The organism is Microbacterium timonense (assembly GCF_900292075.1).
GTDB classification, from domain to species: domain Bacteria; phylum Actinomycetota; class Actinomycetes; order Actinomycetales; family Microbacteriaceae; genus Microbacterium; species Microbacterium timonense.
Window position 1 is genome coordinate 532245 of sequence record NZ_OLMV01000001.1, and the last position, 21160, is coordinate 553404.

18 protein-coding genes are annotated in these 21160 nt (G+C 70.7%); 7 read left to right on the top strand and 11 right to left on the bottom strand.

The genetic code is table 11. From position 1 onward, the window contains the following. Nucleotide 1 precedes the first annotated feature (1 nt). Both C9992_RS02585 and lepA read right to left on the bottom strand, forming a co-directional pair. On the bottom strand, nucleotides 2-652 hold the full coding sequence (locus C9992_RS02585; protein ID WP_106814014.1) for a DUF1990 family protein: 651 nt from the start codon (nucleotides 650-652) through the stop codon (nucleotides 2-4). A gap of 10 nt (nucleotides 653-662) precedes the next feature. Beyond that, on the bottom strand, nucleotides 663-2528 hold the full coding sequence (lepA, locus tag C9992_RS02590; protein ID WP_106814015.1) for a translation elongation factor 4: 1866 nt from the start codon (nucleotides 2526-2528) through the stop codon (nucleotides 663-665). A 113-nt stretch (nucleotides 2529-2641) separates the two neighbouring features. Here lepA and C9992_RS02595 point away from each other — a divergent pair, with 113 nt between their 5' ends. Continuing rightward, nucleotides 2642-3367, top strand: coding sequence for an alpha/beta fold hydrolase (locus C9992_RS02595; RefSeq protein ID WP_106814598.1), 726 nt, complete (start codon nucleotides 2642-2644; stop codon nucleotides 3365-3367). On the opposite strand, the gene C9992_RS02600 is transcribed toward C9992_RS02595, so the two are convergent. After that, nucleotides 3356-4606 carry an MFS transporter gene (locus C9992_RS02600; RefSeq protein WP_106814016.1) on the bottom strand — a complete coding sequence of 417 codons (1251 nt, stop codon included), beginning with the start codon at nucleotides 4604-4606 and terminating at the stop codon, nucleotides 3356-3358. The two genes, C9992_RS02595 and C9992_RS02600, sit on opposite strands and share 12 nt — an antisense overlap. Next, entirely contained in the window at nucleotides 4603-5961 is a 1359-nt protein-coding gene (locus C9992_RS02605) for a GH1 family beta-glucosidase (protein WP_106814017.1), read from the bottom strand. Before C9992_RS02605 ends, C9992_RS02600 begins: the two co-directional genes overlap by 4 nt. 257 nt (nucleotides 5962-6218) lie before the next feature. Here C9992_RS02605 and rpsT point away from each other — a divergent pair, with 257 nt between their 5' ends. After that, complete coding sequence (gene rpsT, locus C9992_RS02610; protein ID WP_106814018.1) at nucleotides 6219-6479, top strand: 30S ribosomal protein S20; 261 nt, start codon at nucleotides 6219-6221, stop codon at nucleotides 6477-6479. A 108-nt stretch (nucleotides 6480-6587) separates the two neighbouring features. Here the strand turns inward: rpsT and holA are convergent, their stop codons facing one another. The 5 genes from holA to C9992_RS02635 form a co-directional block, all read right to left on the bottom strand. Next, nucleotides 6588-7625 (bottom strand): DNA polymerase III subunit delta, encoded by a 1038-nt coding sequence (gene holA / locus C9992_RS02615; RefSeq protein ID WP_106814019.1) that lies wholly within the window; start codon nucleotides 7623-7625, stop codon nucleotides 6588-6590. A gap of 96 nt (nucleotides 7626-7721) precedes the next feature. After that, on the bottom strand, nucleotides 7722-10133 hold the full coding sequence (locus C9992_RS02620; protein WP_106814020.1) for a ComEC/Rec2 family competence protein: 2412 nt from the start codon (nucleotides 10131-10133) through the stop codon (nucleotides 7722-7724). Nucleotide 10134: 1 nt separating this feature from the next. Beyond that, nucleotides 10135-10749, bottom strand: coding sequence for a ComEA family DNA-binding protein (locus C9992_RS02625; RefSeq protein ID WP_235007932.1), 615 nt, complete (start codon nucleotides 10747-10749; stop codon nucleotides 10135-10137). 89 nt (nucleotides 10750-10838) lie between these two features. Next, nucleotides 10839-13409 carry a leucine--tRNA ligase gene (leuS, locus tag C9992_RS02630; protein WP_200826207.1) on the bottom strand — a complete coding sequence of 857 codons (2571 nt, stop codon included), beginning with the start codon at nucleotides 13407-13409 and terminating at the stop codon, nucleotides 10839-10841. A gap of 92 nt (nucleotides 13410-13501) precedes the next feature. Then, nucleotides 13502-14812, bottom strand: a complete 1311-nt coding sequence (locus tag C9992_RS02635) for an anthranilate synthase component I family protein (protein WP_106814023.1) — start codon at nucleotides 14810-14812, stop codon at nucleotides 13502-13504. Nucleotides 14813-14854: 42 nt separating this feature from the next. Between C9992_RS02635 and C9992_RS02640 the strand changes: the two genes are divergently transcribed. From C9992_RS02640 to C9992_RS02655, 4 genes are read left to right on the top strand one after another with little or no spacing between them, the layout of a single operon-like run. Beyond that, nucleotides 14855-15532 (top strand): DedA family protein, encoded by a 678-nt coding sequence (locus C9992_RS02640; RefSeq protein WP_106814024.1) that lies wholly within the window; start codon nucleotides 14855-14857, stop codon nucleotides 15530-15532. Between the two features lie 4 nt (nucleotides 15533-15536). Further along, on the top strand, nucleotides 15537-16607 hold the full coding sequence (locus C9992_RS02645) for an App1 family protein (protein ID WP_106814025.1): 1071 nt from the start codon (nucleotides 15537-15539) through the stop codon (nucleotides 16605-16607). Nucleotides 16608-16616: 9 nt separating this feature from the next. Then, complete coding sequence (locus C9992_RS02650) at nucleotides 16617-17330, top strand: SOS response-associated peptidase (protein WP_106814026.1); 714 nt, start codon at nucleotides 16617-16619, stop codon at nucleotides 17328-17330. Between the two features lie 37 nt (nucleotides 17331-17367). Beyond that, nucleotides 17368-18240 carry a 3-methyladenine DNA glycosylase gene (locus C9992_RS02655; protein ID WP_235007934.1) on the top strand — a complete coding sequence of 291 codons (873 nt, stop codon included), beginning with the start codon at nucleotides 17368-17370 and terminating at the stop codon, nucleotides 18238-18240. A gap of 1 nt (nucleotide 18241) precedes the next feature. Here the strand turns inward: C9992_RS02655 and C9992_RS02660 are convergent, their stop codons facing one another. After that, nucleotides 18242-19231: a glycoside hydrolase family 3 N-terminal domain-containing protein gene (locus tag C9992_RS02660; RefSeq protein ID WP_235008024.1), complete on the bottom strand. Its 990-nt coding sequence runs from the start codon at nucleotides 19229-19231 to the stop codon at nucleotides 18242-18244. Between C9992_RS02660 and C9992_RS18165 the strand changes: the two genes are divergently transcribed. Next, the gene (locus tag C9992_RS18165; RefSeq protein WP_106814029.1) at nucleotides 19221-19460 is read left to right on the top strand and encodes a hypothetical protein; all 240 of its coding nucleotides are present in this window, start codon (nucleotides 19221-19223) and stop codon (nucleotides 19458-19460) included. The two genes, C9992_RS02660 and C9992_RS18165, sit on opposite strands and share 11 nt — an antisense overlap. Nucleotides 19461-19474: 14 nt before the next feature. Here C9992_RS18165 and C9992_RS02670 read toward each other — a convergent pair whose 3' ends face one another. Then, nucleotides 19475-21157 (bottom strand): acyl-CoA dehydrogenase family protein, encoded by a 1683-nt coding sequence (locus tag C9992_RS02670; RefSeq protein WP_235007936.1) that lies wholly within the window; start codon nucleotides 21155-21157, stop codon nucleotides 19475-19477. Nucleotides 21158-21160: the final 3 nt, after the last annotated feature.

Below are 21160 nucleotides of genomic sequence, written 5' to 3' on the forward strand. Positions count from 1 at the left end.
CTCACGCCGGCGTCGTGTACAGGGGCGAGATCGCCCGCAGGTAGCGCGTGAACAGCTCTCGGCGGCGTCGCCTGGTGAGGCCAGGAAGCAGGCGGTACAGCATCGCGCGCGGGGCATCGAACGCGCGCACGGTGAACCAGACCTCGTCGTTCTCGTACCAGTCGATCATGAACGACTCCTCGCCGCTGACCACAGAGTCCGAGACGGTCCCCAGCGCGAAGCCGACTCGCCGCGGCTCCTCGACGGCGAAGATGACGCGCAGCTCGGCATCGGCACGCAGACCCTTCACGCGCCCGCTGACGCGGATGGTGGTGCCCGCGCCGACGAACGGGGTGCCGTCCGCGTCGAAGCGCTGCTCGGACTCGGTTCGACTGGGCGCGATCGGGTGCCCCTCGGCGTCGAAGCTCACTCCCGAGTACATCGGCCCCGACGCCGGTCGCACGTCGCTGAGCGAGAGACCGGCGGCGCGCTGCGCCGTCCACGACAGCAGCGCGTCGGATGCCGCCTGGAATCGCCCCTGGCCGCTGCCGATGCGCCAGGATTCCTCGGCCGGGATGCTGCGCTCCGGTGGGTACTGCATGAGATCCGGCGCCTGCGTCGCCCCGACGGCGGCGTAGTCGACGGTGTCGTCACGGAAGGTTCCTCGACGCATGTCCCTCAGCCTACTTCGAGGCCTTCCCCTCGACGTCGCCCGAGAGCGCGGCGATGAACGCCTCCTGAGGGACCTCCACGCGACCGACCATCTTCATGCGCTTCTTCCCCTCCTTCTGCTTCTCCAGGAGCTTGCGCTTGCGCGTGATGTCGCCGCCGTAGCACTTGGCCAACACGTCCTTGCGCATCGCCCTGATGTTCTCGCGGGCGATGATGCGCGCGCCGATCGCGGCCTGGATGGGGACCTCGAACTGCTGGCGCGGGATGAGCTTGCGCAGGCGCTCGGTCATCATGGTGCCGTACGCGTACGCCTTGTCGCGGTGGACGATCGAGCTGAAGGCATCCACCTTGTCACCCTGGAGCAGGATGTCGACCTTCACGAGGTCGGCCGTCTGCGAGCCGGCCGGCTCGTAGTCCAGGCTCGCGTACCCCTGGGTCTTCGACTTCAGCTGGTCGAAGAAGTCGAACACGATCTCGCCGAGCGGCATGTTGTAGCGCAGCTCCACGCGGTCCTCGCTGAGGTAGTCCATTCCCAGCAGCGTGCCGCGGCGCGACTGGCACAGTTCCATGACCGTGCCGACGTAGTCCTTCGGCAGCAGGATGCCGACCTTCACGACCGGCTCGGACACCTCGGCCACGCGGCCGTCGGGGTACTCGCTGGGATTGGTGACCACCACGGTCTCGCCCGTGTCGGTGGTCACCTCGTAGGTCACCGAGGGTGCCGTCGTGATGAGATCGAGGTCGAACTCGCGCGAGAGCCGCTCCGTGATGATCTCCAGGTGCAGCAGTCCGAGGAAGCCGCACCGGAAGCCGAAGCCCAGCGCCACCGAGGTCTCGGGCTCGTACTGGAGGGAGGCGTCCGACAGCTTGAGCTTGTCCAGCGCCTCGCGCAGGTCGGCGTAATCGCTGCCGTCGATCGGGTAGATGCCGGAGAACACCATCGGCTTGGGATCGGTGTATCCGGGGAGCGCCTCAGCGGCCGGCTTGCGCTGGTTGGTGATGGTGTCACCCACCTTCGACTGGCGCACGTCCTTGACACCCGTGATGAGATAGCCCACCTCGCCGACGCCGAGGCCCTTCGTGGGGACCGGTTCGGGGCTGGACACGCCGATCTCGAGCAGATCGTGGGTCGCCTTCGTCGACATCATCTGGATGCGCTCGCGCGGCTCCAGCTTTCCGTCCACCATGCGGACGTACGTGACGACCCCGCGGTACGAGTCGTACACCGAGTCGAAGATCATCGCCCGGGCGGGGGCGTCCGCATTCCCCTTCGGCGCCGGGATCCTCTCGACGATGCGGTCGAGGAGGGTCTCGACACCCATACCCGTCTTGCCGCTCACGCGCAGCACGTCGTCCGGATCACCGCCGATGAGGTTCGCCAGCTCTGCGGCGAACTTCTCGGGATCCGCCGCCGGCAGGTCGATCTTGTTGAGGACCGGGATGATGTGCAGATCGTTCTCGAGCGCCAGGTAGAGGTTCGCGAGCGTCTGCGCCTCGATGCCCTGCGCGGCATCCACCAGAAGGATCGCCCCCTCGCACGCCGCCAGCGAGCGGCTCACCTCGTACGTGAAGTCGACGTGGCCCGGTGTGTCGATCATGTTGAGGGCGAACACGTCATCGGTGGTCGAGCTCGTCGACACCGCCCACGGCATGCGCACGGCCTGCGACTTGATCGTGATGCCGCGCTCGCGCTCGATGTCCATGCGGTCCAGATACTGCGCGCGCATGTCGCGCTCCGCGACCACGCCGGTGATCTGCAGCATGCGGTCGGCCAGTGTCGACTTGCCGTGGTCGATGTGGGCGATGATGCAGAAGTTGCGGATCAGCTCGGGCGGGGTGGCGGAGGGCTCGAGAGGCTTCAGGGCGCGCGGGGACATGTCCAGACGATTGTACGGGTGGCGGCCGGCGGGCGAGGCCCCGGCCCCGGCGCTGCGCAGGGCGACGGCCGGCGCGCTGCCGGGCGAGGATGGCTCACCGCTAGCCTGTGGTCATGGTGGTCCAGGTCGTGCTCGTGCACGGCATCCGGACGTCCGCCACGATGTGGCGCTCCCAGATCGAGCACCTCACCGCCCGCGGCACTCCCGTCACCGCGGTGGATCTCCCCGGCCACGGCACACGGATGGCCGAGACGTTCACCCTCGACGGCGCGTTCGCCACAATCGATGAAGCGGTGCGGGATGCCGCCGCCCGTGGCCCCGTGCTTCTCGTCGGCCACTCGATGGGCGGACTGCTCAGCGTGGAGTACACGGGAGCGCAGACCGCTCCCCCCGTCGCCGGCTTGATCGCCGCATCGTGCACGGCGATCCCGCGAGGCGTGGGACTGCGGACCTACCGCCTGCTCGCCCGCGGCTTCGACTCCTTGCCCGACCGCGGCATGTGGCTGACGGACCGCCTGCTGGACCGCATCCTGCCGGAGGAGACCCGCGCCGACTTCGGTGCGGGCGGATACGCGCTGGACGCACAGGATGTCGCGCTGGCGAGTCTGTCGGTGCTGGATCTGCTGAGCGCCCTGCACCGGATCGACGTTCCCCTCTGGTTCGTCAACGGTCAGTACGACCAGTTGCGCGTGAACGAGCGGCTGTTCACGCGGGTCGCGCCGGATGCGGAGCTGATCGTGGTCCCCCGGACCACGCACCACGTCACGGTGATGCGTCCTCGCGTCTTCAACGCCGTGCTCGACGTCGCGGTGACGACGCTGGAAGCCTCACACCGCTGACCGGGATCGCTCCCCCGTCCGGATGGCGTACGTCATGAGACCACCGGCGACGGAGAGGATGCCGCCCACGAGGAAGAGCAGCCAGAAGCCGCCCACGAGCGCGACCAGGCCGGCGCCGAGCAGCGGCCCGATGAGCTGTCCGAGGTTGGCAGAGACGTTCACGAAGCCCAGATCCTTGGCATGGTCCTCCGGGCGCGGCAGCAGGTCGGTTCCCAGTGCCAGGCCGACGGACATGTACGCGCCGTAGCCGATGCCGAGGAGCGCGGCGGCGACGAGGGCCGACGTGAGCGAGGGGGCCACCACGAGCAGGACCGACGCGCCGCCCTGGATGACCGCCGACCACACGACGAAGGGGATGCGGCGGCCAGTGCGGTCGGAGACCCGCCCCGCGACGACCGAGGCGGTGACGACGAACAGGGTGTAGACGAGGATCAGGAGCAGCAACTCGTCTTCGGCGGTCGCCGGGTCGCGGTCCAGACCGTACAGCAGGAAGAAGAGCAGCAGCCCGGTGCCCAACGCGTTGCCGATGTTCACGACGAGCCGCCCGGCCAGCAGCCACGCGAAGTCGCGATCGCGCAGGGCGGACAGGCGTTCTGCGAGCGGCCGGGTCTCGCGCGCGGCGGCGGCGGCGGCCGGAGCGGGCGGGTCGGGCAGGAGCAGGGCGGCAACGGTGCCCACCACGGCGAGGAAGGCGGCCAACACGAGGTAGCCCACCACCACACCGAGCTCGAGCAGCACGATGACGCCGACGCCGACCACGATGCCCAGCGCCTGCGATGACGACACCGCGGCCGATGCCGCGCCCCGCTGGGTCGTGAGCTGGTCGGCGATGAGGGCGGTGAACGCGGCCGACGCGACAGCCACCCCGACGGACACACCGACCCATGCCACGCCCACGCCCCACGGTCCGGCAGCGAACGCGATCACCACCAGTGACAAGGTCGCGAGCCAGACTCCGCCCAGCGCCCACGGACGCCGACGGCCCGCCCGGCCGCGCGTGCGGTCGGACAGCCCACCGGCGAGGGGCGCCGCGATCACGCCGGCGATGCCGCCGGCCGCCAGCACCAGCCCCGAGGAGACCACCCCCGACACCCACCCGTCGGCATCATCCGGCGTGTTCAGCTGCAGCGGGATGAGCAGCTGCAGCGGCGTGAGCTGCACCGTCCACAGGGCGAGCCAGGCCAGCGTGAACAGGGTGAACCACCGTGCGCCCACCTTTGCGCCTCCGGTGGCGATCATGACCGCGCCTCGGCGATCAGTGCGCGGTACCAGTCGAACGACTCTTTCGGTGTCCGCGCCGAGGTCTGGAAGTCCACGTGCACCAGCCCGAACCGCTGCGTCCAGCCTTCTGCCCATTCGAAGTTGTCCAGCAGCGACCAGACGGTGTACTCGCGGACGTCGACACCGGCATTCACCGCGGCGCCGACGGCGTCGATGTGGCCCGCGAGGTAGGCGATGCGCTCGGTATCCCTGAGCGCTCCGTCGACGTGATCGGGTTCAGGGAACGACGCCCCGTTCTCGCCGATGATCACGGGAGGCAGACGGTCGCCGTACCGCGCGGCGAAGTCCGTGAGCAGGGCCTTCAAGGCGGAAGGGAGGATGGGCCATTCCTGGCCGAACCCGGTCACGGGGGCGCCTGCCGTCGGCTCGATCGTGAACGGGACGGGGCTGCCGTCGGGCGCCGCGGCGATCGTCGTCGGGTTGTAGAAGTTCACCCCGTAGAAGTCTCCGCGCGTCGAGATCAGTTCCAGGTCGCCGTCGGCGACCGGCATCGCCGGGAGGCCCGCGGCCTCGAGGTCGGGATACGTGCCGGTGAGGACGGGGTCGGCGAAGATCCGGTTGTGCAGCATGTCGTAGGTCGCAGCCGCGGCGAGGTCGGACTCCGCATCGGATGCCGCCAGCACGAGGGTGTGGTTGTTGACGATGCCGCACTCGACCGCGCCCGCCTCTCGCAGCGCGCGCATGGCCAGCCCGTGGGCGAGCAGCTGGTGATGCACCGTCGGCAGCGCGCCGAACAGCAGCTGGCGTGCCGGCGCGAGCGTGCCCACCGCGTATCCCTGCAGCGACGTCGAAACCGGTTCGTTCACGGTGTACCAGTGATGGATGCGGTCCCCCAGGGCCGTGGCGACGACCTCTGCATAGTCCGCGAAGCGGAGGGCGGTGTCACGACTCAACCATCCGCCACGCTCCTCCAGTGCGCTGGGCAGATCCCAGTGGTAGAGCGTCGGGAACGGCGTCACACCGGCGTCGAGAAGATCGTCCGCCAGGCGGCGGTAATAGTCGAGCCCCGCCTGCGAGGCCAGACCGCCGGGCTCCGGCTGGACCCGCACCCACGAGATCGAGAACCGGTATCTGTCGGCTCCGAGACGCGCCAGAAGCGCGACGTCCTCGGTGTGCCGCCGGTAGCTCTCGGGCCCGGGCTCTGCGGTGGCACCGCCGCGCACCCGGCCGGGCTGATCGACGAAGTCGTCCCAGATCGAGCGGCCCCGCCCGTCCGCGGTGCGTGCGCCCTCGACCTGGAAGGCGGCCGTCGCTGCCGACCACCGGAATCCCGGAGGAAAGGCGGACACGTCGACAGGGTGATGCTGGGGCACGGCGAGACTCCTTCGTCACTCGGCGCGTCTCGGGCGACGCGCACCCACCCGTTGATCATGCATCATCGCGCGTGTGCGGGGTGGACGGCTGTGGACGCGCCGCCGGGCGGCAGGACGTCCACGGCAGGGCGGGCGACCTGATAGAATCCTTGTTTGGCTTGCGTGTGGGTTCGCCCTCACGACCGCCGGGAAGCGCCCCTCTCTCGCCGACCGGCACATCAATCCGATTCACCTTCGAACGAAAGAACCGTCGACACGTGGCGAACATCAAGTCGCAGATCAAGCGCAACAAGACCAACGAGAAGGCGCGCGAGCGCAACAAGGCCGTCAAGAGCGAACTGAAGACGCTCGTCCGCCGTACCCGCGAGGCCGTGGCCGCGGGCGACAAGGCCGCTGCGGAGCAGGCTCTCGGCAAGGCCACCAAGAAGCTCGACAAGGCCGTCAGCAAGGGCGTCATCCACAAGAACCAGGCGGCGAACCGCAAGTCGGCCATCGCCAAGCAGGTTTCCGCGCTCTGAGCCGCCGCGCCGCTGGGCGCCGAACGGTCATCAGTCGACAGGCCCGTCCCGCAGGGGGCGGGCCTGTCGCATGCGCGAAGATGCCCGCTTCGCCCGCGGGGGCGGTCGTCAGGAGCCGTACGGGGCCCGCGTCGCGATGACGGTGATCATGCGCTCCAGCGCGAAGATCGGATCGCGCGAGCCGCCCTTCACCTCGGCATCCGCTCGTGCCGTCGCCTGGATCGCGCGCCCCAGGCTCTCCTCGTTCCAGCCGACGAGGTCGCGACGGGCACGATCCACCTGCCAATCCTTCATCCCGAGCCGTGCGGCCAGCGCTGCCGCCGGTTCGCGGTTGCCCGCGACGCGCGCCATCGTGCGAAGCTTCATCGCCACCGCGGCCACCAACGGCACTGGGTCGGCCCCCGACGCGAGCGCGTGCCGCAACGCGATGAGCGCGTCGCCGTAGCGACCGGCGATCGCGGTGTCGGCGACCGTGAAGGCGGACGTCTCGACGCGCCCCCCGTAGTAGCGCTCGACCACCTGGTCGGTGATGTCACCGGGGACATCGGCGATGAGCTGCTGGCACGCCGCGGCCAGTTCCGTCAGGTCGTCGGCGAACGCGGAGACCAGCGCCCGCAGCGCGGTGGGCTTGATCGCCTTCTTGGCGGCCTGGAACTCCCCCGCGGCGAAGTCGAACCGGTCAGAGTCGCGTTTGACGGCCGGGCAGGCGATCTCCACACCCGATCCCTCGCCCGCACGGATCGCGTCGAGCAGCTTCTTGCCACGGACGCTCGCGCCCGTGTGTCGCAGTACGACCGTGGCGCCCTCCTGCGGTGCCGCCACGTACGAGAGTGCCTCTGCCAGGAACGTGTCGGAGCACTTCTCCACCCCGCTCACCCGCACCAGTCGCGGCTCTCCGAACAGGGACGGCGAGGTCACCGCCAGCAGGGTGCCGGCGGCGTAGTCGTCGGCGCGGAGGTCGGAGACCTCCAGCGTCGGATCCTCAGCTCGGAGGTAGTCGCGCACGCCCGCGATCGCCCTCTCGGCGCAGACCTCTTCCGGTCCGGACACCAGTACGATGGGCGCCGGCTGCGGCGACCGCCACGACAGCTGCGGGATCGCACTGCGCGGTGCCTTCGCGGGTGGTCTGCGGGCGGGGGAAGCCATTGTTCCAGCCTATCGACGGCCATCGACGTCCGAGGCGGGAAACCGACCGATCACCGCGGAGTCCCCGGGGGCGCCGCCGGTGATCGCCGCCTGCCGTCACCCGCCGCGTTCGCGCCAGACCGAGACCGTGTGATCGGCTGCGCTCCAGAGGGCGACCGCGCCGTCGAGATCCGTGCGCGCCACCCGCGCACCGGTCGCCGTCAGCAGATCGAGGAGCTCTCGACGAGGGTGACCGTAGTCGTTTCCGGCTCCCACCGTGATCACCGCGACGGAGGGACGCACATCGGCGTACAGGTCGGCGTCCTGATCCGCACTGCCGTGATGCGCCACCTTCACCACGGCGTACGTCCTGTCCAGCGCACCGGAAGCGACGAGAGCGCGTTGCGGGGAAGCTGACAGATCCCCGAGGAGCAGGATCGACGGCAGGCCCCCACCGACGACGTCGATCACCACGCTGGCGTCGTTGCCCGGTTCAAAGGCACGACTCCCGGCGCGCGGCCACAGCACCCGCCAGCGCGCCTCCCCCAGATCGCCTGCCATGCCGGCCGTCGCCGGGGTCGATCGCGCCCCGCCCGCCTCGAGTGCGGCGATCGCCGCCGCGCCGGCCTCATCGGCGGGCCCGTGAAGCACCTGCCCGACACGTCCCTGAACGGCGGCGACTCCGCCGATGTGGTCCAGATCCGAGTGGGTCAGCACCAGGAGGTCGACCCTGTCGATGCTCGCCCGCGCCAGACACGCGGTCAGCGGCTCAGGCGCGGGGCCGGTGTCGACGAGCGCCACCGCGCCGGCCGATCGCAGGAGCACGGCATCCCCCTGTCCCACGTCGCAGGCGAGCACGCTCCAATGAGCGGGCAAGGTCCAGCGACCGGCGATCGAGCCGAGCGCTCCGATGCCGACCGCCACGCCGGCCACCGTCGCGACGAGCGCCGTCGCCGCGAGCTTGACCGCGCGGCGGGCGGGTGGCCCGCCACGGGGCAGACCGACGACCAGCCCGACGGCGGCTCCCACCACCGCGAGGGCGGCCGCGCCCCCGACGCCCTCTGGCCATGGCAATTGGTCGGCCGGAAGATCCGCCACCGTGGCCGCCGTCGCGGCGATCCAGGATGCCGGCAGCCATGCGAGTGCGGCGAGCCCGGATTGGAGCCACGGCAGCGGCGCGCTCAGGCACGCCGCCAGCCCGAGCACCGTCGCCGCGGGCGCGGCAGGGCCGGCCACGAGATTGGCCAGCACGCCGTACATCGGGACCGTCGGCTGGATCAGCACCAGCAGAGGACCGCAGGACAGCTGAGCGGCCAGTGGAACCGCGAGGCTCAGCGCGAGGGGTCGAGGCATACCACGTGCCAGTCCGGCGGCGAGGGGACGGGCGAACAGCAGCAGTGAACCGGTGGCGGCCACCGAGAGCGCGAAGCCGAGCGAGGCCGCGAGCCACGGGTCCAGGACGAGCAGGAGCGTCACCGCCGTGCACAGCAGCGCCGCCCCGGCACCTGCGCGGCCCAGCAGCACGGCGAGCATCGCGATCGCCGCCATCGCTGCTGCCCGCACCACACTCGGCTCGGGTGTGACCAGCACCACGAACCCCACGAGCGCACCGAGCCCGATTGCCACCCGCGCCCCTCGTGGGGCGCCGGCCAGGGCCGCGAGAGCGAACGCGATGCCCACCACCAGTGCGCAGTTCGCGCCAGAGACCGCGGTGAGATGAGACAGCGATGCCTCCTTCATCGCGGCATCCAGTGCTGCGGGAACGACCGAGGTGTCACCGACCGCCAAACCGGGAACCAGTGCGGCACCTGCCCCGGGCAGCCCCTCCACCGCCCTCACCAGGCCGCGGCGCAGATCGGCGGTGGCGGCAGCCACGCCGCGCGCGGGGGCGTCCACGGTGACACCGCGGGAGGCCCACAGCACGAGGACCGCACGCTCCCCCGGGCGCGGCGGCGAAGCGGTGCCGCGGGCGAGCACCGTCGCGCCGACGTCGAGCCGTTCGCGGTCCTCGACCGCATCCTCGCCGACGCGCACGACGATCTCCGCGTCGACCTGCCGGACCTCGGCGCCCGCCGACACCCGGGTGGCCCGCGCGTCGAACGAGAGCGAGCCGTCGGCGCGTCGCTCGATCTTGCCGACGACCTGGGCGCGGACCTCCAGCGCCCGGCCGCCGTCCGCCGCCGACGCGGCGAGGGCCGCCCGTGCCGGTCCCACGGCTGCGCCGTGGCCGGCCGCGGCGGCCGCGGCGGCCAGCGCGAGAACCGCCACGACGAGGCCTCGGCGCACCGCATGCCGCGGCATCCGCCATGCCCGACACCGTGGCCCTCTGACCGTCACCGTCTCGCGCACCTGGCGTGCGCGTCCGGCGGCCCGGGCGCCGAGCAGCGGAAGGCCGACGCAGCAGCCGCCGGCGATCACCCACAACGACACGGCGATCGGCCCTGCCGCGCGCGGCTGGAGGATGACGACTGCCGCGGTGGCCCAGACGAGCGCCGCGACGGGTACCAGGCCCAGTCCGCGCGTCTTCATGTCACACCGTGACGAGGTCGCGCAGCGACTCGAGCATCTTGTCGCCGATGCCGGGAACCGCCAGCAGGTCCTCGACGCTGGTGAAGTCCCCGTTCTCCTCGCGCCACGCGATGATCCGCGCCGCCAGAGCGGGCCCGATGCGAGGCAGCGTCTCGAGCTGGGCCGCGTCCGCCGCGTTCAGATCGACACGTCCGTCGGCGGCGGGTGGGGACGCCCCAGCCGGCGGGACCTCGCCGATCCGCGGCACCGGCAGTTGCTCGCCGTCATCGAGCCCCCGGGCCAGGTTCACCGCCTCCCGGTCGGCGTCCTCGGCGAAACCGCCGGCGGCAGCGACGGCATCGACGACCCGCGCCCCCGGTGGCAGGACGTACAGACCCGGTGCGCGCACGGCGCCGGAGACGTGGACGTAGAGGTCGCTGCCGCCCCCGTCCGAGACGGCAGGCGTCGACTGGATCACCACCTCCTCGACGGGGGCGAGGGCGCCCCGGAGGATGCCGATGGCCACCGTGACCGCCAGCGCCACCAGCACGACCACGATCGCCGCGCCCACACCCACCCGCCGACGTGTGGGAAGAGCGCCCGTCGGTTCGGAGTCGGTGCGGGCACCAGCTGTCACGGATTCACGCTAGGGGCGCGGCATATGCCGCACCCCTACGGATCAGCCGATTGTGGACATCGCCCGGCGCAGTCTCGTTGGGGAGGAGGTCAGTGCGTGCTGAAGCTCACGACCTTCGGAGGCCGGACGACGGCACGGGTGATCTCGCGGCCCGCCAGCGACCGGACGACCTTCTCATCGGCGCGAGCCAGGCGCTCCAGCTCGGCGGCGTCGATGCGCGCGGGCACCTGCAGGGTGCCGCGGACCTTCCCGTCGATCTGCACGACCGCGGTGACGCTCTCCTCGACGAGGAGGGTGGGGTCGGCTGCGCGCCAGGGAACGAGACCGACGAATCCTTCGTAGCCGAGGATCTCCCACATCTCCTCGGCGGTGTGCGGGGCGAACAGGTCGAGGATCATCGCGGTGACCTCAGCCGCCTCGCGCACCGCGGGGTCGGCCGGCCCTGCGCCCGTGTCGATGACCTTGCGGGTCGCGTTCACCAGCTCCATCAGGCGTGCGACGACGACATTGAACTTCGTCTGCTCGACCAGGCCCGGGGCGTCCGCCAGCAGGCGGTGAGTGATGCGACGCAGTCCCGCATCGCCCTCCGCCCAGATCACGTCGGGCTCGCTCGTGACGTCCTTGGCAACCCGCCAGGCGCGTGCGAGGAACTTCTGCGCGCCCGTCGTCGACACATCCTCCCAGTTGATGTCGTCTTCGACCGGTCCCGCGAACGCGATCGCGACGCGGGACGCGTCGGCGCCCGGGTCGACCATGCTCGACGCGAACTCGACGAGGTTGCCCTTCGACTTCGACATCTTCGACCCGCCCAGCAGCACCATGCCCTGGTTGATGAGGCTCGAGAACGGCTCGGTGAAGTCGATCAGGCCCATGTCGAAGAGGACCTTCGTGATGAACCGCGCGTACAGGAGGTGCAGGATGGCGTGCTCGACGCCCCCGATGTAGGAGTCCACGGGTGCCCACCGGTCGGCTTCCCGCGACGGGAAGGCCGCGTCGTCCGCGTTCGGTGAGAGGAAGCGCAGGAAGTACCACGAGCTGTCGACGAACGTGTCCATCGTGTCGGGGTCCCGCAGCGCCGGCTCGCCCGTCTCGGGGTCGGTCGTGCGCATCCACTCGGACGCCGCGCCCAGTGGCGAGGTGCCCTTCGGCGCGAGGTCCAGCCCGTGCGCGTCCGGAAGCCGCAGCGGCAGCTGATCCTCGGGGACGGGGACGATGCGGCCGTCCTCGGTATGGATCATGGGAATCGGCGTGCCCCAGAACCGCTGCCGTGAGATCAGCCAGTCGCGCAGGCGGTACGACTTGGCGGCGCGACCGGTGCCCGCCGCCTCCAGCTGCTCGATGATGCGCGCGATCGCGTTCCGCTTGGAGAGGCCGTCCAGCGTGCCGGAGTTGATCATGCGGCCCTCGCCGGTCAGCGCGATGCCGGTCTTGGCAGGGTCGATGTCGGCGAGCGTCTCGGTGGGACCGGGATCGATCGGCACACCGTCGTCGTCGAGCTCGATGACGGGGATGGCGCCGGTGATGGGCGCAGTGGTGTCGACGACCACCTTCACCGGCAGATCGAAGGCCCGGGCGAAGTCGAGGTCGCGCTGATCGTGAGCGGGCACCGCCATCACCGCGCCATGACCGTAGTCTGCCAGCACGTAGTCCGCCGCCCAGATCGGCAGGCGCTCGCCATTGATGGGGTTGATCGCGAATCGGTCCAGGAAGACCCCGGTCTTCGGCCGGTCGGTGCTCTGCCGTTCGATGTCGCTCTCGCGCTGCACGCGCTCGAGGTAGTCCTGGAAGCGCATCCGCACCTCGGCGGACGAACCGGCAACCAGCTCCGCCGCCAGGTCGCTGTCGGGGGCGACCACCATGAACGTCGCGCCGTGCAGCGTGTCGGGGCGGGTGGAGAACACCGTGACCTTCTCGGGGTGCCCCTCGATCTCGAAGTCGATGTCGGCGCCGACGGACCGGCCGATCCAGTTCCGCTGCATGCGGATGACCTTCTGCGGCCAGAACCCTTCCAGCTGGTTCAGATCGTCCAGCAGCCGGTCGGCGTACTCGGTGATCTTGAAGTACCACTGCGTGAGCTTCTTCTTGACGACCTCGGTGCCGCAGCGCTCGCAGTGCCCGTCGATGACCTGCTCGTTGGCGAGCACCGTCTGGTCGTGGGGGCACCAGTTGACCGGGCTCTCCTTGCGGTACGCCAGGCCGCGCTCGTAGAGACGCTGGAAGAGCCACTGGTTCCAGCGGTAGTACTCCGGGTCGCTCGTGTGCAGCACGCGGCTCCAGTCGTACGACGTGCCGAAGTTCTTCAGGCTGGCCTTCTGCTGTGCGATGTTCGCGTACGTCCACTCGCGGGGGTCGGCCCCACGCTGGATGGCGGCGTTCTCCGCCGGCAGGCCGAAGGAGTCCCACCCGATCGGGTTCAGGACGTTGTAGCCGCGGTGGCGCCAGAATCGCGCCACGGTGTCGACGTACGCGTAGTTCTCGGCGTGGCCCATGTGCATGTCGCCGGAAGGGTACGGGAACATGCCGAGGACGTACTTCCGCGGCCGGGTGTCATCGTCGCCGCCCGCACGGAACGGGTCGGCTTCCGCCCAGCGCGCCTGCCACTTCTGCTGGATCGCATACGCGTCGTAGCCCTCGGCGGGCACAGTGGTGTCGGAGGACATGGTCTGACTCACGGGCGGGGAACCAATCATGGGGTGCTGGAAAGCGCGCACAGCGCGCGAAGCGTGCCTTCCAGGTTAGCGGAACGGCGTGGTCACCAGCCCGGGGGCAGCGCCGCCCCGACCGCAGCCAGCGGTCCCCGCGCCTTGATGCCCACCTCGGCGACCTCGGCGGCCGCATCCGAACGCCACGTGATGCCGCCGCCGGCACCGACATAGGCGCTTCCCGGACGCACGACGATCGACCGGATCACCATGGCGAGGTCGGCCGCGCCGTCGTCGCCGACCCACCCGAAGCATCCTGAGAAGACACCGCGCGGTCCGCCCTCGAGCGCGTGGAGGATCGTCATCGCCGAGAGCTTGGGCGCACCGGTCATCGACCCGGCGGGAAAGGTCGCATCGAGGATCCCTCCGAGCGTCGTGCCCGGCCGTAGCCTGCCGGACACGGTGCTGACGAGCTGGTGGACGGCCGGGTACGACTCGACCTCCAGCAGCCCGTCCACGCCGACGGTGCCGGGCACGCAGACGCGGGACAGGTCGTTGCGCATGAGGTCGACGATCATCACGTTCTCGGCGCGCTCCTTCTCGCTGCGGCGCAACTCGTCCGCGAGCGCCACGTCGGCTGCGGCATCCGCCCCACGCGGGCGTGTTCCCTTGATGGGGCGGGTCCGCACGACGGCGGCTCCGGCGGCGGACTCGACGTGGAGAAAGCGTTCGGGGCTGGCGCTGAGCAGCGCCACGTCCCCCGACCTGATGAAACCCCCGTGGTGGGCCGGCGTGCTCGCACGCAGCCGGGCGTACGCCTGTACGGGATCCACGGATGCCTCGACGTCGAAGCGTGTCGTCAGGCACAGCTGGTACGCGTCGCCCTCGCGGATGGCATCGCGGCACCGCTTGATGAGCGCGGCGTATTCGTCGGGGGCATGCCTCGCCCGCACCCGACCCGACATCGGGACGGAGGGTGCCGGCGGAGCGGGAGCAAGGTCGGCGACAGACGACGCCAATTCGCCTGCCACAGCGGGCGGTCCGAACGCGATGACCCTGCGGTTGGCGTGGTCGAATCCGACCATCCGCTCCACACGCAGCCAGAGGGAGGAAGGAACACCGTCGGCCTCGCGCGTGGCGGGTGCCCCGGCTCGCGCGGCGGCGTCGTCGTACGAGAGCCACCCGACCCATCCCCCTCGAAAGGGTCCCGCGTCGCCGCTCGGGCTCACTGCGTCGCTGCGGACTGCTCTGACGCGCGCCGCGTCGTGCGGAGTGCCGCTGCCCATCCAGCTCCAGCCGTCCGGGGCATCGGGTCCGGCATCCAGCCAGAACACGTGCGGGCCGCCGGCGAAGAGGGCGGCGAAGACGGATGCCGGGTCCACCCACTGCGCGGCGTGTGCGACGGCGAGGGGCTCCGACATGTTCCCAGGTTAGAGGTCGGCCATGGCCTCTAGGCTCGTGGCGTGAACGAGTTCCTGACGTGGCTGCTCGACGCCGTGCAGAGCGTCGACCCGGTGGTCAGGACCCTCCTCGCCGGGCTGGCGATCATGCTCGAGACCAGTGTCCTCATCGGTCTCGTCGTGCCCGGCGACACGGTCGTGATCGTGGCGGCCACGGCGGTGTCGTCGCCGCTGGAGGGGGTGCTGCTCGGCGTCGCGGTGGTGCTCGGAGCCGTCGCGGGTGAGAGCATCGGCTTCGGGCTCGGCCGCTTCCTGGGGCCCCGCATCCGGCATTCGCGCCTGGGCCGGCGCATCGGAGAGGAGAACTGGAGGCGCTCGGAGCGCTATCTGCGCAGACGCGGCGGACCAGCGATCTTCATCTCCCGCTTCCTGCCGGTCCTGCATTCACTGGTGCCGCTCACCGTCGGCATGAGCGGCTACCCGTACCGCCGGTTCCTCGCGTGGACCATCCCCGCGTGCATGGTCTGGTCGGCACTGTACATCTCCGTGGCGGCCGTCGCCGCCGGCACCTACCGGGAGCTCGCGGACCGGCTGCACTACGCGGGATACATCTTCGTCGGCGTGATCGTCGTCTTCCTGATCCTCGTCTTCGTGGCCAAGAAGGTCATCGAGCGTGCCGAACGCAAGCACCTGGATCACGACGGTCCCGACGAGGCCCCCACGGCGGACGTGAAAGACTGAGGGGATGCCCGAGACCGACGCTCCTTCTGCGCGCCCGAAAGTGCTGTGGCTCGCCAGGCTGGAGTACCGGTTCCACGCGTGGCGGGAACGACGCGCCCGTCGTCGGGGGCAGACACCCACCGTCACACCGTTCCCGGGCTACGGCGGACCCGACTGGGTCCGGGTCCTCGGGCGCGTCATGATCGTCCCGCCCGTGAAGCCGTCGGGCTCCGGCGAGTACGCCGGCGTGCGCGGCTGGCGCAGCTTCGTCGCCGTGCCCATCGGCTATGCCCAGGTGACGGTGAGGATCGCCGGGGTCGAGCACGAGGTCGTCGCCGACCGCGGCGGCGTTATCGACACGCGGCTGCCGGCGCAGCTGGAGCCGGGGTGGCAGACGTTCACGATGTCGGTCGAGGGCGGCGAGCCCGTCGAGACGCGGGCGTTCATCGTCGGACCGGAGGTGCGGTTCGGCGTCGTCTCGGACGTGGACGACACCGTCATGGTGACCGCGCTGCCCAGGCCGCTGCTGGCGGCGTGGAACTCCTTCGTCGTCGACGAGCACGCCCGCCAGCCGGTCCCCGGCATGGCCGTGCTCATGGAGCGCGTCATCCGCGAGAATCCCGGCGCGCCACTGGTCTACCTCTCCACCGGTGCCTGGAACATCGCCCCGACGCTGATGCGGTTCCTCAGCCGTCACGTCTTCCCGCCCGGTGCGCTGCTGCTCACCGATTGGGGACCGACGCACGACCGGTGGTTCCGCAGCGGAATGGCTCACAAGCTGTCGAACCTGCGACGCCTCGCCGAGGAGTTCCCCCAGGTGCGCTGGCTGCTCATCGGCGACGACGGGCAGCACGACGACGAGATCTACACCACGTTCACCGACGAGCATCCCTCGCAGGTCGTCGCCGTCGCGATCCGGCGCCTGTCCCCCGCCGAGGCGGTTCTGGCCGGCGGCCGCACCGCCGTCAACGACCACGCGGCGGCCGCCGTTCCCTGGGTGAGCGAGAGCGACGGAGCCGGTCTCCTGGAGCGGCTGGAGGATGTCGGCGTCGTGGGTGCGGACGGACGCCTCCCTGACGTCGGAGGCCGCGCGTAGGCTGGCCGCATGTGCGGACGCTTCGTGGTGGCAAGTGCCGGATCCGACCTGGTCGGTGTCCTTCGCGTCGACGTCGAAGGCGACGACCTGCCAGCGCCCTCGTACAACGTCGCCCCCACCGACCGCGTCGCCATCGTCCTCGACTCCGCCAAGACCGAGCCGCCGACGCGGCGGCTCGAGGCCGCGCGCTGGGGTCTGATCCCCTCATGGGCGAAAGACCCCAAGATCGGCGCCCGCGCCTTCAACGCCCGGGCCGAGGAGCTCGAAGACAAGCCGATGTTCCGCAGCGCGCTCGAGAAGCGCCGGGCCGTGGTGCCGACCTCGGGCTACTACGAGTGGAAGACCGCCGACGGCGTCAAGACCCCGCACTACATCCATCCCGCCGACGGCGAGCCGCTGTTCCTGGCCGGGCTCTACGAGTGGTGGCGCGACAAGACCAAGGGCGACGACGATCCGGACCGGTGGCTGCTGAGCTTCACGATCCTCACCAGGGACTCCATCGGCCGCCTGGGGTCCATCCACGACCGCATGCCGCTGTTCCTCGACCCGGATCACGCCGACGCGTGGCTGGACCCCACGACCGACAACGTGCGCGACGTCCTGGACGCGGCGATCGACGCGGCGCCCACGTTGGCCGACACGCTCGACGACCATGCCGTCTCCAAGGCGGTCGGAAACGTCCGAAACAACTCGCCCGAGCTCATCGAGCCCGCCGAAGAGTGACGCCGCGCAGGGCCTCGTCGCCCCGTATCCTCGAACCGTGTCCTCCCGTCCACCCCGGCCGCGCGTGCTCTCGCGCCTGGAATGGCGTGAGCACGAGACGGCGCACGACGAGAGGGCCCGGGCGTTGACGAGGCCCCACCGCGAGCGGGCGGCGCGCGGCCAGTCGCATCCCGTCGAGGACTTCCTCTTCACGTACTACTCCTACAAGCCGTCACTGCTGCACCGGTGGCATCCCGGCGAGGGCGTCGACCTGGCCGAAGCCGTCACCGGCCCACGTGCGGCGTGGCGCTGGTACCGGGCCGGCGCCGAGCCGCGGAGCCTCGCGGTCGACGGCGCGGCGTACCGCGCGGAGCGAGCGGCGCTCCTGGCGAACGTCGGGACGATCCTGCGTGCCACCGCCGACAGAGCCCCGGGATTCGGTTGCTTCGGGCTGCACGAATGGGCGATGGTGTACCGGCAGCGTGAGCACCGGCACCCGGTACCGCTGCGACTCGGGCGATCGGGGACCGACGCGGTCGTCGAGGCGCATGACCTGCGCTGCACGCATTTCGACGCGTTCCGCTTCTTCACGCCGGAGGCGGCGCCGCGCAACCGCGACGCCCCCACACGGGAGCGTCAACCCGAGCTCGAGCAGCCGGGTTGCCTGCACGCGGGGATGGACCTCTACAAGTGGGCGGTCAAGCTCGGTCCCCTCGTGCCCGGCGATCTCCTGCTCGACGCGTTCGAGCTCGCCCGCGACATCCGCGTGCTCGACATGCGGGCCTCGCCCTACGATCTGACCGACTGGGGTTACGAGGCGGTGGCCATCGAGACCGCTGAGGGGAAGGCGGCGTACGTGCGGGAGCAGCGTGCGTTCGCCGAGCGCGGGCAGTCGATCCGCGCGCGGCTGAGCGACATCACGGCCGGCTGAATCAGTCTCGGGGCGTGCACGTCGTGCAGGGCAGATCACCCGTCCCGGCCGCCGCGATCGCCAGCCGCAGCTCCATCACGCGCGTCGCAGCCTCGTCGAGCCGATCCAACGGGACGGCGCCGGACTGGACGGCCGCGACGATCCCGTCCACGATGCGCGGCGCGGTCTCGGGCGTGGAGTAGACGACGGTCAGCACCATGTCGTTCCCGGCAGCGAGTGCTGCAACGGCGTTGGCGACCGGATCGGCGTACTCCGGCACCCCCGACGCCTCGAGCATGCCGAGGTCGTCGGTGATCGCGACGCCTGTGAATCCCAGTTCCTCCCGCGCGATTCGGTGCCACGTCGGCGAGAGGCTCGCGGGAGCCGTGTCCACCGCGGTGTACGCCAGATGCCCGAACATCAGAAGCGGCGCACCGGCCTCGATGCCGGCGCGGAACGGCACCGCGTCGGCCGTGCGCCATTGATCGAGGGTGGTGGCGGTGGCAGGGATCGTGGAGTGCGAGTCGCCGGGAGCGGCGCCGTGACCGGGAAAGTGCTTGAGGGTGGACAGGGCCTTTCCCTGCTCACCGTGCACGGCGGCCGCCACACGTGCCGCGGCGGCGTCGGGGGTGGTCCCGAGGATGCGGCGGCGCAGGAACGACTGCGGATCCGCAGTGACATCGGCGACGATGCCGAAGTTGACCCCGATCCCCGCCTGGCGCACCAGCGCGGCGCGCGCGGCGTAGGCCGCTTCGGTGGCCGCCGGGTCGGCATCCTGCAGCTCGTACGGCGCGGGAAGATCGTCCCACGGCAGCCGTGAGACATCCCCGCCCTCCTGGTCGATCGCGATCAGCGGCGGACGCGAAGGGTCCACGGTCAGTGCCGCGGTGATCGCGCGAAGCGCCGGCTCGTCGGCGGGCATGTTGGCGCCCATGAGCAGGAACCCGCCGAGCGCGTCGTTCTGCATGTACGACCGCAGCGCTGCGGTGTCGGTGGTCGGGATGTGCCCCATCACGACGCTCGCCGCCTTCTCGCGCAGTGACATCGCCGCCACCGCCGACGCTGCCGGAGTGGCCGGGGTGGGAGTGGGGGTGGGTGTCGAGGAGGACGCCGGCGATGCGGAAGCCGACACCACCGGCTTCGGGACGGCGGTCGGCGCACAGGACGCGCACACGATCGCCACTGCCGCCAAGGCGGCCAGCGCACCGGATCGTCCGAGGGCCTTCACCCCGCAAGCCTAAGCGCGGTGAACGGTTCAGTGGCGGGTGACGATGGATGCCGCGTCGGTTCCCGTGGGGAGCACCCCGTACTGCGCCCCGCGGTCATCGCCCAGACGTGCGGCGATGAAGGTCTCGGCGTCCACAGACGGCGCATGCCGCAGCATGAGCGAGGCTTGAAGCGCCAGTGCGAGATCCTCGGTGAGCCGGCGAGCCTGAGGAGCCGCGTGGGCGGGTTCGCCCTCGCTCAGCCGCTGCAGCAACGCCAGCGTGCGCGCCACATGCCGATCGAGGATCGCGGAGGCGCCGGCCGTGGCACGCAGCTCGTCCGCGAATGCCTCACCGGACTCACGATCGCGCGTGAGCGCCCGCAGCACGTCGAGCGCGATGACGTTCCCGGATCCCTCCCAGATCGCCATGACCGGCTGCTCGCGGTAGCGTCGCGCCAGAGGGAAGGACTCGGTGTAGCCGTTCCCGCCGAGGCACTCCAGCGCCTCGTACGCGTGGTGCGGTCCGCGCTTGCACACCCAGTACTTCGACACGGGCGTCGCCAGGCGCCTCAGGGCGACGTCGCGATCGGAGGCCTCCGCCTCGAACAGCTGCGCCAGGCGCAGGCCGGTGAGCATCGCGGCCTCATATTCGAGCGCGAGGTCGGCAAGCACCGCGGTCATCGCGGGCTGATCGACGAGCGGCGCTCCGAACGCCTCCCGCCCGCGGGCATGCCAGATCGCCTCGGCGACGGATTGCCGCATGCCGGCGGCCGTGCCGAGCACGCAATCCAGCCGAGTGCGCTGGACCATCTCGATGATCGTGCGCACTCCCCTGCCCGCCTCACCGACCAGCAGACCCACCGTGCCGTCGAACTCCACCTCTGCGGAGGCGTTGGAGCGGTTTCCGAGCTTGTCTTTGAGACGCTGGATGCGGAACACGTTGCGCGTCTCATGCGGCAGCACACGAGGGACGAACAAGCACGAGAGCCCTTCGTCGCTCCCCGATCGCCGCGTGTGCGCGAGCACGAGGAACGCGTCGGACATGGGCGCCGAACAGAACCATTTGTGGCCCGTGATCTGGTACGCGTGCCCGCCCATCGACTCCCCGACGGTGGTCCCCGCGCGCACGTCCGATCCGCCCTGCTTCTCGGTCATCGCCATACCGATGAGTGCGCTGGTCTTGCCGCCCGGCACGAGCAGACGCGGGTCGTATCCTCGGGAGTACATCCGAGGCAGCCAGTCATCTGCGATCCACGGTGACCCCGCGATCGAGGCGACCGCGGCATGCGTCATCGACACCGGGCATGCGTGCCCCGGTTCGACCTGCGCGAACAGCATGAACATCGCCGCGCGCGCGACGTGCGCTCCGGGTCGCGGGTCGGCCCACGCCGACGTGTGCGCGCCGCGGGCGATCGCCTCGCCGATGACGCGATGGTACGACGGGTCGTACTCGACTTCATCCAACCGGAAGCCCCACCGGTCATGCGTCATCGCCGTGGGCGTGTGCACGTTCGCCAGGTGCGCGTCCCGCTGGAAGGCGGCCGTCCCGACGACCTGCCCCGCATTCCGCAGGCATTCCTCGGCCCATGCTGCGCCGAACGAGCGCACGGCGGCCGTCAGCGGCGCATTGGAGGTGTACTCGTCCACGTCGACGCGCCAAGGAGGCTGATTCTCGACGGTGTGCGTCGCGGCCCCGATGGGCCGCTCACCGCGCGCGTAAGGCGAGCTCACGAA